This is a genomic window from Polynucleobacter hallstattensis (assembly GCF_018881835.1).
In the GTDB taxonomy this organism is placed as follows: Bacteria; Pseudomonadota; Gammaproteobacteria; order Burkholderiales; family Burkholderiaceae; genus Polynucleobacter; species Polynucleobacter hallstattensis.
Genome location: NZ_JACVPO010000002.1, coordinates 706,326 through 722,709, shown reverse-complemented (window position 1 = coordinate 722,709; position 16,384 = coordinate 706,326). Strand labels below are relative to the sequence as shown.

At 46.3% G+C, this 16,384-nt stretch carries 14 protein-coding genes and 1 other RNA gene; 10 read left to right on the top strand and 5 right to left on the bottom strand.

Annotated elements, in window-relative coordinates; genetic code table 11:
* Nucleotides 1-5 precede the first annotated feature (5 nt).
* Together ICN26_RS10110 and ICN26_RS10105 are read left to right on the top strand one after the other, a co-directional pair.
* Complete coding sequence (locus tag ICN26_RS10110) at nt 6-725, top strand: hypothetical protein (protein ID WP_216268265.1); 720 nt, start codon at nt 6-8, stop codon at nt 723-725.
* A complete protein-coding gene (locus ICN26_RS10105; RefSeq protein ID WP_216268264.1) occupies nt 725-1,528 on the top strand; it encodes a DUF5677 domain-containing protein in 804 nt (267 codons plus the stop codon). Before ICN26_RS10110 ends, ICN26_RS10105 begins: the two co-directional genes overlap by 1 nt.
* Before the next feature lie 4 nt (nt 1,529-1,532).
* On the opposite strand, the gene ICN26_RS10100 is transcribed toward ICN26_RS10105, so the two are convergent.
* From ICN26_RS10100 to ompA, 5 genes are all read right to left on the bottom strand, one after another.
* Entirely contained in the window at nt 1,533-2,870 is a 1,338-nt protein-coding gene (locus ICN26_RS10100; protein WP_216268263.1) for a tyrosine-type recombinase/integrase, read from the bottom strand.
* A gap of 77 nt (nt 2,871-2,947) precedes the next feature.
* Nucleotides 2,948-3,306: a transfer-messenger RNA gene (gene ssrA / locus ICN26_RS10095) on the bottom strand.
* Between the two features lie 69 nt (nt 3,307-3,375).
* The gene (locus ICN26_RS10090; RefSeq protein WP_216268262.1) at nt 3,376-4,053 is read right to left on the bottom strand and encodes an HAD family hydrolase; all 678 of its coding nucleotides are present in this window, start codon (nt 4,051-4,053) and stop codon (nt 3,376-3,378) included.
* Nucleotides 4,050-4,739 (bottom strand): bifunctional 2-polyprenyl-6-hydroxyphenol methylase/3-demethylubiquinol 3-O-methyltransferase UbiG, encoded by a 690-nt coding sequence (gene ubiG, locus ICN26_RS10085; protein WP_216268261.1) that lies wholly within the window; start codon nt 4,737-4,739, stop codon nt 4,050-4,052. Before ubiG ends, ICN26_RS10090 begins: the two co-directional genes overlap by 4 nt.
* A 100-nt stretch (nt 4,740-4,839) precedes the next feature.
* Nucleotides 4,840-5,424, bottom strand: a complete 585-nt coding sequence (gene ompA, locus ICN26_RS10080; RefSeq protein WP_216268260.1) for an outer membrane protein OmpA — start codon at nt 5,422-5,424, stop codon at nt 4,840-4,842.
* 159 nt (nt 5,425-5,583) lie between these two features.
* Here ompA and gyrA point away from each other — a divergent pair, with 159 nt between their 5' ends.
* The 8 genes from gyrA (at nt 5,584) to rpsA (ending at nt 16,370) form a co-directional block, all read left to right on the top strand.
* Complete coding sequence (gene gyrA, locus ICN26_RS10075; RefSeq protein ID WP_216268259.1) at nt 5,584-8,286, top strand: DNA gyrase subunit A; 2,703 nt, start codon at nt 5,584-5,586, stop codon at nt 8,284-8,286.
* A 31-nt stretch (nt 8,287-8,317) separates the two neighbouring features.
* Nucleotides 8,318-9,415, top strand: a complete 1,098-nt coding sequence (serC, locus tag ICN26_RS10070; protein WP_216268258.1) for a 3-phosphoserine/phosphohydroxythreonine transaminase — start codon at nt 8,318-8,320, stop codon at nt 9,413-9,415.
* Nucleotides 9,415-10,509, top strand: a complete 1,095-nt coding sequence (gene pheA, locus ICN26_RS10065) for a prephenate dehydratase (RefSeq protein ID WP_216268257.1) — start codon at nt 9,415-9,417, stop codon at nt 10,507-10,509. The genes serC and pheA overlap by 1 nt, the downstream gene beginning before the upstream one ends.
* Nucleotides 10,506-11,636: a histidinol-phosphate transaminase gene (gene hisC / locus ICN26_RS10060; RefSeq protein ID WP_216268256.1), complete on the top strand. Its 1,131-nt coding sequence runs from the start codon at nt 10,506-10,508 to the stop codon at nt 11,634-11,636. Before pheA ends, hisC begins: the two co-directional genes overlap by 4 nt.
* Nucleotides 11,637-11,668: 32 nt before the next feature.
* Nucleotides 11,669-12,550: a prephenate dehydrogenase gene (locus ICN26_RS10055; protein WP_216268255.1), complete on the top strand. Its 882-nt coding sequence runs from the start codon at nt 11,669-11,671 to the stop codon at nt 12,548-12,550.
* A complete protein-coding gene (gene aroA, locus ICN26_RS10050) occupies nt 12,550-13,878 on the top strand; it encodes a 3-phosphoshikimate 1-carboxyvinyltransferase (RefSeq protein WP_439650733.1) in 1,329 nt (442 codons plus the stop codon). Before ICN26_RS10055 ends, aroA begins: the two co-directional genes overlap by 1 nt.
* Before the next feature lie 12 nt (nt 13,879-13,890).
* Nucleotides 13,891-14,553: a (d)CMP kinase gene (gene cmk / locus ICN26_RS10045; RefSeq protein WP_216268254.1), complete on the top strand. Its 663-nt coding sequence runs from the start codon at nt 13,891-13,893 to the stop codon at nt 14,551-14,553.
* A gap of 143 nt (nt 14,554-14,696) precedes the next feature.
* The gene (gene rpsA / locus ICN26_RS10040; protein WP_216268253.1) at nt 14,697-16,370 is read left to right on the top strand and encodes a 30S ribosomal protein S1; all 1,674 of its coding nucleotides are present in this window, start codon (nt 14,697-14,699) and stop codon (nt 16,368-16,370) included.
* The last annotated feature ends 14 nt before the right edge of the window (nt 16,371-16,384 follow it).

The following is a 16,384-nucleotide window of genomic DNA, read 5'->3' as shown; positions in this document are numbered from 1 at the left end:
TTTCTATGACTAAACAGGTATTAGATGGTTATAAAAGGGAGGGAAAAAAACTTATTCCCCCATTGATGCTTCTACCAAATTTGGTTGAAACCTCATTTAGAGACTCTAAAATTCCCGAACTGATTTGGATATCTGGCTTATTCAGCGCGCTAGATGCTAAGGACGCTGTTAACTTAATGGTGGAATTTATTATTGAGTGCGATAAGGTAATTTATCCGGACATAATTAAGCCTTTGGCTTTTCTTAGTAATTTCCAGGCACTGACAGAGCTTCAAAAGCAAAAAATAAAAGAGCATTCTGGCTGCAATAAATATACCTCGATTATTTCTAGGTATTTAGACTACCAAAATTATCTATTTGATAACTACCCTTTAGCCTTCATTTTTTCTAAGCAAGAGGATGTGAGTCGCTCAGATGCAATTAATCGATTAATGAAGGACGTTGTCAATTTGCTTGACCGCAATTCATTTCACGCAATGAAAGTCCAAACTGCAGCATTAGCTTCAATGATGGCAACGGGGAAATTGGTGATGCGTATGGATGTTGGGAGGCCAGATTTGAATAAGATTTATACCGATCCGGAGTCAAGTGAGGGTAGGCTGGCCGCATCCTTCGTTCGGGCGTCATTAAATGCTGGTGCCTCTATTCATATTTCAGAGGAAATAGGTAATAAATGGGTTGAGTCATTTTGGATAGCTTCATATGGCTTTGAGGGGTGTATCTAATGTCTAATAAGAAGTTGAAGTTGCATGAATTTGTTATTGCGTATGAAGATTATTTAAGGTCTAGCTTTAATGATCTTTGGTCAAAGGTTTCGATTAACCCTCTAGAGCTTGATTCTTTTTCTGTCGTGGGAGGACTTTTATCTAGGCAAGTAACTCTTTCAATGCAATTAGCAAGATCACCCGATACTTGGAATGGTCATGCCGCACCACTTTTTCTTAGGGCTCAAACTGATCTGCAAATTACCTTAGCTTGGACTTTATGTGATCTAGCAGCACGCTCTCGAAAATTTATACTCCATAGCCTCGGTGAAGAAAAACTTAATTTAGAGCATCATAAAAAAAGACTTGAAGATAATCCAGATCTACCGGATCGAGATTTAATTGAGAAATTAATTGAGGCAAAGGCTACTTGGATTAACCAGCAACGACACGATTGGCTTGTTGAGGTTAACTTGGGTCATTGGGGGGATTTGAATGCTCGGACAATGTCTAAAGAAGCTGGCTGCGAGGATTTATACAACTTTGCTTATAAACCTTTTACGCAGGCCGCTCACAGTATGTGGTCGCATATCTCGATATATAACAGTAGACATTGTGAGAATCCACTTCATAGGGCGCACCTAATACCTGAATTAGTCGAAATAGATATCGATCCAGATTATATGTACAGGTCTTGTAAATACGTCCATAAGACTTATCAGTCATTTATTGATGCATTTAAGATTGAATTAGATGGTTTAATGCCCTTAGAGTGGTGGAATAATTTCTTGGAAGAGGCGGCCATTCAACCTGACGAGGCCTAATCTTTTAAGCAACTTTTTTAGTTAACTCAATAACCTCAGCACCATTCTGAGCTTGAGTTAGTTTCTCGCCCCACCATTTGTATAAACCAACTCTTTGCGTAAATCGTTCGCCACGATCATAGGCGCGCATAACCTCATTTCCATGAGCATGATCGAGTGCTAGCTCAACAACATCTTGCTCAAACCCATTGTCTCTGGCTAGGGTAGAGAAGGCGCTGCGCCAGCCATGCGGGGCATGCTTTCCTGACATATTGAGTGTTACCCGATAAGCTTTCTCTAGACTCTCACGACTAATGAATTGATTGCCTGTCGGCGATGGAAATACATAACCTTTTCTTCCAAAAAGTTTTCCCCATTGTTTCAACTCAGCAGTAATTTGTGGGCCTAGGGGAATTCGATGATCGCCAACACGTGTGTGATCTTTCATCTTGGCGCGAGGTATTACCCAGATCGGAATATCTGCATCAAGATCAAACTCTTTCCATTCTGCTTGCACAACATTGCTAATACGTGTTGCACTAAATGCAAGAAGACGATGAGCCGCCCTAACTGATGGCGAAAGACGTGCAGCTTCTGCTGCACGTAAGAGGGCACCTAAAGAATTCCAATCCAGTAATGCGGGCATGCGACCATTTATTTTCTTTCTAGGAAGAATTTCTTTTACGGGCGCGGCAGAATTAATTTCACATAAGCCTTTTGCTTGCGCATAACGAAAGACGCCATTGAGATGCTGCAAAATTCTTGTGGCGGTTTCCAGAACATCTCGCTTATTGATTGTTTCAATAGCCTTAGCGATGACAGAAGGGGTGATGCTTTCAATGGGAAGTTCACCCAAGGCTTTATAAATATCCCGCTCAAACGCCCTTTTAGACTTGGTATGGTGGGTCAGACTCCATTCCTTCTCTTTCATGGCGAACCATTCCTCAGCCACAGCCCTGAAAGTACTCTCAGAATGGGCCGCCGCCTGGGCCATCGTTATGCGCCTAGCAACTACGGGATCGCGGCCCTTATTCAACGAGGCTTTAACTTCCTTTAGCTCAAGTCTTGCCTGAGCCAAACTGCTCTGAGGATAGGTGCCGATGGTGTAACTTTTTTCTTTGCCTTCGATGCGATATTTAATTCGCCATGAAGCAGTTTTGGCACGAGTGATAAGTAGATAAAGGCCTTGTCCATCTGCAAGCTTGCTGCCAATAACTTTGCGAGCGATAAAACTTTTAATCCCTTTATCCGTAAGCTTTCCAGACGTACCCCCAACCATGTTTTTTATCCAGTTCGATTTTGCTTGAATACCCCCAATAATACCCCCAGAGGTTTTGGCTAGAGCTGGATTTAGAAAGACCATGATGGCCTTGCGGGCCTTTATCTATAAAGAAAAACGCCACCCTGGTGGGTGGCGTTGGACTGTTACATACTTCAAAATGGTGGAGTCGGCGGGAATCGAACCCGCGTCCGCAAATCCTCTACAACAAGTTCTACATACTTAGTCATATCATTTAATTTAGCTAGCTAGTCACAGACTGACATGTTCCACGCTGGCGATTCACTTAGTTTTCGAATCATTCCCCGTGACATGAAATGATCTTATCTCTTGTAAATGACCCTGATCTAGCTTGCGCTAGCTGACCCAAGAGAGAATCAGTTCAGGGGCAACCGCAATTAAGCGGCTAGTGCGAAACGTTCGTCGTTTGCAGTTATTACATTCCCATTGATTTACGAGATAACGGGTCCTCGGTATGCCCTTGATGCTTTGTAATCCACGTCGAAACCATGTCGACCCCGGAGTTCATGCATTGGAAGCTCTATTTTAAGGCGCTTGCCCCTAAATTGCTTGTTATCTTTTTATCTCCCTACTGTGGGAAGATGATTTCCAGCAATTCTTTTGGGTGGTGCACGAGATAATCTGCGCCCCAGGCCTCTGGGGGCTCCTCACAGCCACAATAGCCATAGGCTGCTGCGATCGTCTTCATGCCAGCCGCTTTGCCTGCCACGATGTCTCTGATGTCATCGCCTACATATATTGATTTGGTCGGGTCAATGTTGGCGAGTCTGGCTGCATGCAAGATAGGCTCAGGATGGGGTTTTGAATGGGGGGTGGTGTCACCACAAACTGTTGATACTGCTCTTTGGCGCAGGCCCATTAACTCAGTTAAGGGATTGGTAAAGCGCTCGCTTTTATTGGTAACAATGCCCCAGGGTAGCTTTGCGCCATCCAATTGATCTAGCAAGTGATCAACCCCATCAAAAATGACGCTGTTAACTAACAATGCTTTTTCATAGTTTGAGAAGAACTCATCTCGAAGTGGAATGAAATCGGGGTGATCGGTATCAATCCCAAATGCCCCTTTAATTAGTCCCCGTGCCCCTGCAGAGGCACGAGGGCGTAAAACCTCATATTGCATGGGTGGAAGATTGCGCGCGATGAGGAGCTGGTTAGCTGCTGCGACAAGGTCTGGAGCTGTGTCAGCAAGGGTGCCGTCAAGATCAAAAAAGATACCCTTGTAAGGGCTTACTAACCCGCTACTCATTTACGCACCGCAATCATGTAGTTCACATCAACATCTTCCCCTAATTTGTAGACTTGCGTGATGGGGTTGTATGTCATCCCCTTCATGCCGAGCATTTCTAATCTGGCGTGACGGGTAAATGTAACTAATTCGGAGGGCTTGATGAATTTGGCATATTCGTGGGTCCCCTTGGGTAGTAGTCGCAAGATGTATTCAGCGCCAATAATGGCAAATAAGTAGGACTTGGGGTTGCGGTTCAGAGTGCTAAAAAAGAGGGTGCCGCCTGGCTTGCAGAGATTTGCGCAAGCTTGAACCACAGAGGCTGGGTCTGGAACATGTTCTAGCATCTCCATGCAGGTCACAACGTCATACTGACCCGGCTCTTCCTCAGCTAGTGCCTCAGCTGAAATAGAGCGGTATTTGAGGGTGGCGCCTACCTCTAGTGCATGTAACTCAGCGACTTTAAGAGCTTTTTCGGATAGGTCGATACCGCAGGTATCGGCGCCTGACTGCGCAATCGACTCTGCCAGAATTCCGCCGCCACAACCAACATCCAACACCTTCTTGCCCTGGAGATCAACAAAAGACTTGATCCAATTCAGGCGCAGGGGATTAATGGCATGCAAAGGCTTGAATTCGCTTTGGGGATCCCACCAGCGATGGGCTAGGGCGCTAAATTTAGCGATTTCAGATTGATCGACGTTCATAGGAGTAAAAGCGCGGGAAGCGCGTTGAGATAAATGAATTACGAATATAGCGGAAATAAAAAAGCCCGGCAGAACCGGGCTTTTTTACAAGTAAGAAGAATTACTTAACTGCAGCTGTACCAACAACTTCGATGTCGGTGCGGCGGTTCTTAGCGCGGCCTTCAGCAGTTGCATTGCTTGCAACTGGATTGCTCTTGCCTTTTGATTCTGTGTAAATACGGCTACCGTCAACACCCTTGCTTACTAAGTAAGCTTTAACTGACTGCGCACGACGCTGACCTAGGGCCATGTTGTAAGCATCAGTACCAACGCTATCAGTGTTACCAACAGCAATAACTACTTCTAATTTGATTTTGCTTAAATCTCTAGCGATTTTGTCTAAAGTTGCTTGACCTTCTGCCTTCAATGTTGCTTTATCGAAGTCATAGAGTGTGTCAGCTTGCAAAGTGATCTTGCTCTGTGTAACGCTTGGTTTAGCAGCAGCAGCTTTAGGAGCCAAGAAACCATCGCAACCCTTTGCTGCAGTGGCAGGTGTCCAGCTAGCGTCACGCCAGCACAATGTGCCGTCGCCGTTTTTCCAGGATAAACCAGTTGAGTTGACCCAATTGTCAACGTTTTGAGCGGAAGTAGTAGTCGCAGCAACAGTGATTACGCCAGCAAATACCAGTTTTAGGGTTTTGTTCATTTTTAGTCCTCAAAAATCTCTTTTTTAATTAAAGTCAAACTTAAATGTAATTCGCCCTACTTTGAAGCAGAAACCGCAAAGCGACACATCTCAATTTCGTACAAACTGACAGAATATTAGCATAGGGGCTATCAGTCATCAAAATGATATTATTTCTAAATGGAACAAGCCGCTAAAGAAACACTACCAATATCCCTAGAAGACGAAATGCGGCGGTCCTATTTGGACTACGCAATGAGCGTCATTGTCGGCAGAGCCCTGCCAGACGTACGTGACGGCCTCAAACCGGTTCATCGCCGGGTCTTATTCGCGATGTATGAATTAAACAACGATTGGAACCGCGCTTACAAAAAATCTGCCCGTATAGTTGGCGATGTGATCGGTAAATACCATCCACATGGCGATTCTGCGGTGTATGACACTATTGTTCGCATGGCTCAGGACTTCTCTCTGCGCTATATGCTGGTTGACGGGCAGGGTAACTTTGGCTCCGTAGACGGTGATAACGCTGCTGCAATGCGCTATACCGAGATCCGCCTTCGTAAGATTGCCCATGAGTTATTGGCCGATTTGGACAAGGAAACCGTGGATTTTGGGCCAAATTACGACGGTAGCGAGAAAGAGCCCCTGATTCTTCCTGCAAAAGTGCCTAATTTGTTGATTAACGGCAGTTCAGGTATTGCTGTGGGTATGGCGACTAATATCCCTCCCCATAACTTGGATGAGGTGGTGACTGCCTGTTTACACGTATTGCACAACCCAGAATGTACGATTGACGAGCTCATTGAGATCATTCCGGCGCCAGATTTCCCGACCGCCGGCATCATTTATGGTGTTCAAGGGGTTCGTGAGGGCTATCGCACTGGACGTGGCCGAGTGGTGATGCGCGCCAAGACCCACTTTGAAGATCTCGATAAGGGCGCTCGTCAGGCGATTATTGTTGATGAGTTGCCTTACCAGGTAAATAAAAAGAACTTACTCGAGCGCATTGCTGAGTTGGTGAATGAGAAAAAAGTTGAAGGTATTTCTGATCTGCGTGATGAGTCTGATAAGTCAGGTATGCGCGTAGTCATCGAGCTTAAGCGCGGTGAAGTACCTGAAGTGGTTCTTAATAATTTATACAAGAGCACTCAACTGCAAGACAACTTCGGTATGAACATGGTGGCCCTGGTGGATAACCAGCCACGCCTGTTGAATCTGAAGCAAATGCTGGAGTACTTCTTGCAACACCGTCGGGAAGTAGTGACACGTCGTACGATTTTTGAATTACGCAAAGCACGCGAGCGTGGCCATGTCTTAGAAGGCTTGGCAGTTGCCTTGGCAAATATTGATGAATTTATTGCCATCATTAAAGCTGCAGCTAACCCAGTAGTTGCTAAGCAAGAATTAATGAGCAAGGCTTGGGACTCTTCTATGGTGCGCGAGATGTTAGCGCGCGCCGAGACGGATACTCCAGGCGGTCGCAATGCTTACCGTCCCGAAGGTTTGTTGCCTGAATACGGTATGCAAACAACTGGGCTCTATCGTTTGTCTGATAGTCAAGCACAAGAAATTTTGCAGATGCGTTTGCAACGCTTGACTGGCCTTGAGCAAGACAAGATTGTGAATGAGTACAAAGATGTGATGGCAGAGATTTCGGATTTGCTTGACTTACTTGCTAAGCCAGAGCGTGTCACTCAAGTCATTGAGTCTGAGTTAAAAGAGGTGCAAGCTGAGTTTGGTATTGCTGGTGGTGACTCTGGCCGTCGTTCATTTATCGAGATGAATGCAACCGAGTTGTTCACAGAAGATCTGATCACTCCGCAAGATATGGTGGTCACACTCTCGAACACCGGCTACATGAAGAGTCAGCCTCTCAGTGAATACCGTGCGCAAAAACGAGGTGGTCGTGGCAAACAAGCTGCAGCCACTAAAAATGAAGATTGGATTGAGACACTCTTCGTTGCCAATACACATGACATCATCCTGTGCTTCTCTGATCGTGGGCGTATGTACTGGCTCAAAGTGTGGGAAGTTCCACAAGGAAGCCGTAACTCACGCGGCAAGCCAATCGTCAACATGTTCCCCTTGATTGAAGGCGAAAAAATCACTGTGATTCTCCCGATTAAGGGATATCAAGATGATCATTACGTCTTTATGGCAACGAGCTTGGGTACAGTGAAGAAGACGCGTTTGTCTGACTTCTCTAATCCACGTAAGGCCGGAATTATTGCTGTCGACTTAAATGAAAACGACTTCTTGGTTGGTGCAGCAATTACGGATGGTCAGCATGATGTGATGTTGTTCTCTGATGCTGGTAAAGCAGTGCGCTTTGATGAGAACGATGTGCGTCCAATGGGTCGTACTGCACGCGGTGTGCGCGGCATGAACTTAGGTGAAGGTCATCAAGTAATTGCTATGTTGGTTGCCCCAGCCGAAGCTGCTGAAGGCGCTGAAGTGGCTGTCGTTGATGCGAATGGACTCGCAATTCCGAGTAGCGTACTAACTGCAACAGAAAATGGTTTTGGTAAGCGCACTCCGATTGGTGAATACACTCGTCATGGTCGTGGCACCAAAGGCATGATTGCGATTCAAACAACTGAGCGAAACGGAAAAGTAGTTGCCGCTGCTTTGGTATCTCCAGAAGATCAAATTATGTTGATTACTACTGGCGGTATTTTGGTGCGCACTCGTGTTTCAGAGATTCGTGAGATGGGGCGCGCAACACAAGGCGTCACTTTGATCAACGTTGATGAAGGTACGCGTTTGTCTGGCTTGCAGCGAATTGCTGAAAGCGATTCTGATGATGAGAGTGATCTTGAAGATGGTGAAGACGGCGATCCAGCGTCAGATTCCACTCCTGATGAATCTGGTGATGCCTAATTGGCATTCATTTAAGGTTAATTAACTCATCATGACGTTTGACCGCCGCATTTTCAATTTCGCTGCGGGGCCGGCTACCTTGCCTGAAGAGGTATTGAAGCAGGCTGCTGCAGAGATGTTGAATTGGCAGGGCTTGGGTGCAAGCGTCATGGAAGTGAGTCATCGAGGCAAAGAGTTCATGGCCTTGTATGAGGAAGTATTGCAAGACTTACGCACCCTCATGGACATCCCGGATTCCTATGAAATATTGATGCTTCAAGGTGGTGGATTAGGTCAGAATGCTGCCATCCCCATGAACCTGATGCCTTTAGCCAAGAATGGACCAAAGGCAGATTTTTTAGTAACTGGCGTTTGGTCGGAAAAGTCGTATAAAGAGGCAGACAAGTATGGTGTTGCTCATTTAGCAGCATCTTCTGCGGCTGAAAAATTCAATACGATTCCTGCGAGATCTACTTGGCAACTATCAGATGATGCTGCTTACGTTCATTACTGTGCGAACGAAACCATTGGTGGCGTAGAGTTTCCAGATGCACCTGATGTCGATGGCAAGCTCTTAGTTGCTGATATTTCTAGCAATATCCTTTCTAGAGAAATCGACATCACAAAGTGCGGCGTCTGGTTTGGTGGCGCACAAAAAAATATTGGCCCATCCGGTGTAACTATTGTGATCGTACGCAAAGACTTGATGGGGCACAGTATGAAAATTACGCCATCGATTTGGGATTGGTCTAAACAGGCAGTTACTGATTCCATGTTGAATACGCCACCTACTTTCTCGATTTATATGGCTGGACTAGGCTTTAAGTGGTTACTCAAGCAGGGCGGTGTAAAAGCGATTGAGAAACGCAATCAAGAAAAAGCAGACTTGCTCTACAACTTCGTAGATCAGAGTAGTTTGTATGAGAATCGCGTTACCAAGGAATATCGCTCCAGAATGAATGTCACCTTCTTCCTGAAGGATGAGAATTTAAACGCCCAGTTCCTCGAGCAATCTAATGCAGCAGGCTTAGTTGCCTTGCGCGGCCATAAGGCGGCAGGCGGTATGCGCGCTAGTATTTACAACGCGATGCCACTAGAGGGCGTCAAGGCCTTGGTTGAATTTATGCGTGACTTTGAAAGGCGTGCCTAATGAGCTCCAAAGACCAGAGTACAGAAGAACAGCGCCTAGCGCCAATCCGCGACAAAATTGATGCATTGGATGCGCAGATTTTATATTTGTTATCGCAGCGTGCAAAAGCTGCTCAAGAGGTTGGTCACATTAAAGGTGGATTTTCATCACCAGTGTTTAGGCCTGAGCGTGAGCGTCAAGTTGTTGCGCGCCTACAAGAGCTCAGCAAGGGCCCCTTGTTACCTGATGGTATTGCGGCAATTTGGCGTGAGGTGATGTCGGCTTGCCGTGCCTTAGAGGCTCGTCAGACGATTGCCTATCTCGGACCAGTAGGAACATTTTCAGAGCAAGCGGCTCAAACCTATTTTGGCCACTCGATTGCCGGTCTTCCTTGCAATAGTTTGGATGAAGTATTTAAAGCGGTAGAGAAGGGCGCGGCGCAGTTTGGTGTTGTGCCTGTAGAAAATTCTAGTGAGGGTGCGATTTCAAGAACCTTGGACTTGCTTCTAGATTCACCGATGCGGATTAGCGGTGAAGTGGTGCTACCTATTCGTCACCATCTGCTAACTAAGAGCGGTAACTTAGATGGCGTCACCACGGTTTGCGCTCACGCCCAAGCTTTAGCGCAATGTCAGCAATGGTTGAGTGTGCATGCGCCTCAATTGAAGCGCCAGGCAGTCAGTAGCAACGCTGAGGCAGCGCGTATGGCCTCTCTGGACCCCAGCTTGGCAGCAATTGCTGGAGACCCTGCGCAAGAAGCTTATGGATTGCAGGCTGTGGCTGCGCAGATTCAGGATGATCCACACAACCGTACCCGTTTTGTTGTAGTTGGGACTTATGCGTGTCAGCCTACCGGTAAAGATCAAACATCTCTAGTGCTATCAGTAGATAACCAACCAGGTGCCGTGCATCGTTTATTGGAGCCTTTGGCCAAGCATGGCGTTTCCATGAATCGCTTTGAGTCTCGTCCTGCTCGCAAGGGAACTTGGGAGTACCACTTCTATATTGATGTAGCGGGGCATGCTGAAGATGCAAAAGTAGCTAAAGCCTTGGAAGAATTAAAAACGACAGCTGCTTTTTATAAAAATCTCGGCTCATATCCTCATTCAGCATGACATCAAAATCCAATATCGGTTTAAAGCATATCCACGCAATCGCACCCTATGTTGGCGGGCGACCTATCAGTGAAGTCGCACGTGAGTACGGTCTTGATGAAAATAAGATTGTGAAGCTCGCATCCAATGAGAATCCATTGGGTATGCCAAAGTCCGCGCAAGATGCGATGCTCAAGGCTGCGAGTGACTTAGGTCGCTATCCAGATTCGAATGGTTTTGAATTAAAGAATGTTTTGTCAGCGCGTTTAGGCGTTCCAGCAGATTGGATAACCTTGGGCAATGGCAGTAACGACATTTTGGAGTTAGCTGCTCGCGCAGTAGCTCAAGCTGGCGATGAGGTGATTTTCTCTAAACATGCCTTTGCGGTTTATCCATTGGCGACACAAGCTGTTGGGGCTAAGGCGATTGAAGTAGCTGCAACTGCAATGTATGGACATGACCTGCCCGCCATGCTGCAAGCTGTTAAAGCCTCAAGTGATAAAGCTAAGTTGGTGTTTGTAGCTAATCCAAATAATCCGACCGGCAGCTACTTAAGTGCTAAAGAGATCGAAGATTTCTTAATGGCTGTACCTGCTCATGTGGTGGTCGTATTGGATGAGGCTTATAACGAGTACCTTGCCCCGGAGCAGCGCTATGACGCTATTGCATGGGTGAAGCGCTTCCCCAATATGATTTTGTCGCGTAGCTTCTCAAAGGCTTACGGCTTAGCAGGTCTACGTATTGGCTATGGCGTAGCGCAGCCTGCTTTGACTGATTTGCTCAACCGTATTCGTCAGCCATTTAATGTGAATAGTCTTGCACAAGCTGCGGCGATCGCAGCGTTCCAAGATTCTGCTTTCTTGCAGCAAGGCTTTGAATTGAATCGTGCTGGTTTAGCTCAACTGACGCAAGCATTTGATGTACTTGGCTTAACTTATCTCCCGTCAGCTGGAAACTTTGTGCTGGTGAGAGTGGGTGATGATGATGGCGCTGGTGCTCGCATTAATTTAGAGTTGCTTAAGCGTGGCATTATTGTTCGACCAGTTGGCAATTACGGTTTGCCGCAATGGTTACGTATTTCCATTGGTTTACCTGAAGAGAACGCAGCTTTTATTGATGCCCTTAAAGATATTTTGGCGCAGCAGTAATTCAACGCGAATTAGACAAATTTAATAAGCCAATGGCCATCATTAACCCATCTAGTAATTACGGTACCGTCGCGATTGTTGGCGTTGGTCTAATTGGCGCCTCCTTAGGTCTAGCATTAAAAAAAGCAGGCGTAGTCAACAAGGTCTTAGGCGTCGGTCGAAGTGCCCAAAATCTAGATCAAGCCCTTAAGATGGGTGCAATTGATGCTGTAGTCGACTTAGTAGAAGCAGTAAAACAATCTGACGTGATTGTGTTGTGCATGCCAGTAGCGCAGATGCGCACAGCCTTTGAAACCATCGAACCTCATCTCGAACCTAGGACAATGATTACAGATGCTGGCAGCACTAAAGGCGATGTGATTTTGGCTGCCAAGGAAGTCTTGGGTAAGAAAGCTTGTCAGTTTGTGCCGGCGCATCCGATTGCAGGTGGTGCGCAGCATGGCGCTAGCGCTGCTAAAGCAGATCTCTTTGAGGGCAAGCAAACAATTCTTTGCCCGCTGCAAGAAAACTCGTCACAAGATACCGATTTAATTGAGGGCTTTTGGCAGTCTGTAGGTTCCGTGGTGAAAAAGATTTCTTGTGTCCAGCATGATGCGATCTATGCAGCAGTCTCTCATTTGCCGCATCTCTTGTCTTATGCATTAATGGCCAGTGTTGTGAACTCAGAAGATGCCGATCAAAAGCTCAGTCATGTGGGCGCAGGCTTTAAAGATTTCACGCGTATTGCAGCTTCGAGCCCAGAGATGTGGCGTGATATTTGTCTAGGTAATCGCACCGCAGTTCTCAAGGAGCTGGATCAATATTTGCTCATTGTGAGCCACATGCGTAAATTGATTGCTGAGAATGATGGTTTGGGCTTAGAGAAGTTATTTAATAAGGCCAGCAAAGCACGCCAAGATTTGGATGTGCTTTGATGAGCGGATTGCCGGATATCAACATTGGACCATTTAAGCGAGCACAAGGCTCGATTGTCTTACCTGGATCAAAAAGTATTTCAAATCGCGCCCTGTTATTGGCTGCCCTATCTTCAGGCACAACAACCCTCAAAAATCTACTAGATGCTGACGATACCCAGGTGATGCGTAATGCGCTTCGCCAGCTGGGTTTATCGGTAATCGATCTAGCTGACAATGTCTGCGTGGTTGAAGGTTGTGGTGGTAAGTTCCCAGTGCAAAACGCAGATCTCTTTATGGGTAATGCTGGTACGGCAATTCGTCCGCTAACAGCGGCTCTGGCAATGCAAGGCGGTCACTATCGTTTATCTGGCGTGCCTCGTATGCATGAAAGACCCATTCGAGATTTAGTGGATGGTCTGCGCCAAGTGAGCGCGAAGATTAATTATGAATTACAAGAAGGTTATCCGCCGATCAAGATTCTTGCTGCTGATATTGCAATTCAAGATGTGGTGAAGGTGCGCGGCGATGTTTCTAGCCAATTTCTGACCGCCTTGTTGATGGCCCTGCCTTTAGTTGCGAAAGAGCCTGTCAGGATTGAGGTGATTGGCGAATTGATTTCTCGTCCTTATATCGATATCACGCTTAAGCTGATGGCGCGCTTTGGCGTCAAAGTGGCTTGTCCAGATGCCCAGTCGTTTGTAATTCCCGCTAAGACTTCTGATGCGGTATATCAAAGCCCTGGAGCCCTTTCTGTGGAGGGTGATGCATCTTCTGCTTCTTACCTTTTGGCGCTTGGCGCGATTAGTGGTGGACCAGTGCGTGTTTTAGGTGTTGGAAGTGAAAGTATTCAGGGTGATGTTGCTTTTGCTGATGCGCTCGCTTTAATGGGTGCGAAGATTTCGTTTGGTGAGGATTGGATTGAAGTTGCCGGCGTTAAGAATGCCAATGGCAAGCTCAATGGCATCACGATCGATTGCACAGAGATTCCGGATGCGGCGATGACCTTGGCTGTTGCTGCTTTATTTTCTGAAGGTCCCACTCGCTTAAACAATATTGCGAGCTGGCGCGTGAAGGAAACTGATCGTATTGCGGCAATGGCTAAAGAATTAAAAAAGGTGGGCGCCATTGTCGAAGAGGGTGCTGATTACATCGTAGTCCAAGCGCCGCCGTCTGTTTCTGACTGGAAGTCTCCTAGCGAGGGTATTGATACTTATGATGACCATCGCATGGCTATGTGCTTCTCATTAGCTGCTTTTGGCCCCAATGCTCTCCAGATCAATGACCCTAATTGCGTTGCCAAAACCTTCCCCACTTACTTTGCTGAATTTGCAAAGATCGTCTCCTAAAAGTCCTTTTTAATGAATTTGCCGCCAGTTATTGCAATTGATGGACCTACAGCCTCTGGCAAAGGGACTGTGGCCTCCTTAGTGGCTGAAAAGTTGGGCTTTCATTATCTGGATAGTGGGGCGCTATATCGACTGGTTGCCTTGGGTAGTCAAAAGGCGTCCGTTAATCCTCAAAATGGGCTAGAACTGGGTATTTTGGCCAAAAAACTGGCGATTTCGTTCAAAAATGGTCGAATTTTGCTCAATTCTGAAGATGTGACGGATGCCATTCGTACAGAAAGTATTGGTTTGCGTGCTTCTGCAATAGCGGTGCACCCAGAAGTCAGGCAGGCCTTAGTAGGTGTTCAGCATGGTTTTAGGCAGGCTCCTGGCCTAGTTGCTGATGGTCGCGACATGGCAAGCGTGATATTTCCCGATGCTGTTTTGAAGATTTTCCTAACTGCGACAGCCCAGGCTAGGGCTGAACGTCGGTATAAGCAATTGATAGCTAAGGGAATTTCTGCTAAACTAGAGGACTTGTTGCATGATTTGCAAGAGCGCGATGCCAGAGACAGCAGTCGAGGTGCCGCTCCTTTGCTAGTTGCAGACGGCGCCAAAGTGCTAGAAACATCGGAATTATCGATAGATCAAGCAGTTAAGACGGTTTTAGATTGGTATCAATCAAAAACCGCTTAGTTTTAGGTGGGCAGTAAAAAGCAGTAGAAGTTGTTTTGGCGTCTTAAGAAACTCTACAACGCGATTATCTAATTTAGCGTGTTTCTTAGGGCTTTTTTAACCTAACCCGTCAGGCCTTCTGGCGGCACAAAGTGAATATATAAATGTCTGAATCATTTGCAGAACTATTTGAAGAATCATTAACCCGATCGAATATGAAGACCGGCCAAGTTATTTCGGCTGAAGTACTTCGCATCGACCATAACTTCGTCGTTGTTAATGCTGGATTGAAATCCGAAGCGTTTATTCCTGTTGAAGAATTCCATAACGACGCTGGCGAGATTGAAGTAGCTCCTGGCGATTTCGTTTCTGTTGCTATTGACGCTCTAGAGAACGGCTATGGCGACACAATCCTTTCCCGTGATAAAGCGAAACGCTTGGCATCATGGATGAACTTGGAAAAAGCGCTTGAGCAAGCTGAGATCGTTACTGGTACTGTTACCGGTAAGGTTAAAGGCGGCTTGACAGTGATGGTTAACGGTATCCGCGCATTCTTGCCTGGATCACTCGTTGATACACGCCCAATCAAGGACACCAGCCCTTACGAAGGTAAGACGATGGAGTTCAAGGTTATCAAGCTTGACCGTAAGCGTAACAACGTCGTGTTGTCACGTCGTGCAGTGGTTGAAGCTAGCCAAGGTGAAGAGCGCGCGAAGTTGATGTCCAACCTCAAAGAAGGTAGCATTGTTCAAGGTATCGTGAAAAACATTACTGATTACGGCGCGTTCGTTGACCTCGGTGGTATCGATGGCCTCTTGCATATTACCGATTTGGCATGGCGTCGTGTGCGTCACCCAAGCGAGATGTTGACTGTTGGTCAAGAAGTTACTGCGAAGATTTTGAAATTCGATCAAGAGAAGAATCGTGTTTCACTTGGCGTGAAACAACTTGGCGATGATCCATGGGTTGGTATCGCACGTCGTTACCCACCTAATACCCGTTTATTCGGTAAAGTAACCAACCTGACTGATTACGGCGCGTTCGTAGAAATCGAATCTGGTATCGAAGGTTTGGTGCACGTTTCTGAGATGGACTGGACTAACAAGAACGTTGCTCCAAGCAAAGCTACTGCATTGGGAACCGAAGTTGAGGTCATGGTTCTGGATATTGATGAAGACAAGCGTCGTATCAGCTTGGGCATCAAGCAGTGCAAAGCAAATCCATGGGAAGAGTTCTCACGTGGCCAACAAAAAGGCGACAAGTTGACTGGCGCAATCAAGTCTATTACTGACTTTGGTGTGTTCATTGGTTTGCCTGGCGGTATCGACGGTTTGGTTCACCTTTCAGATATTTCTTGGAATGAGCCAGGCGAAGAAGCTGTTAAGAAATACAAAAAAGGCGATGAAGTTGAAGCTACTGTATTGGCTATTGATGTTGAGAAAGAGCGCATCTCTCTTGGTATCAAGCAGTTGTCTGGTGACCCATTCAATAACTACACATCCGTAAGCGACAAGGGTAGCCTTGTAACTGGTACTGTGAAGGCTGTTGATGCTAAGGGTGCAACCATTCACTTGGCTGATGAAGTTGAAGCTTACTTACGTGCTTCTGAGATCTCAACAGATCGTGTTGAAGATGCACGCAATGTATTGAAAGAAGGCGATAGCGTAACTGCAATGATCATTAATATTGATCGCAAGTCACGTGCAATCAATCTTTCAATCAAAGCTAAAGACAGCTCTGACCAACAAGATGCTATGAGCAAGCTCCAAGGTGATGCGCAGTCTGGCACAACCAATTTGGGCGCTTTGTTAAAAGCAAAAATGGACAATCAAGGCTAAATCAATATCGCCGC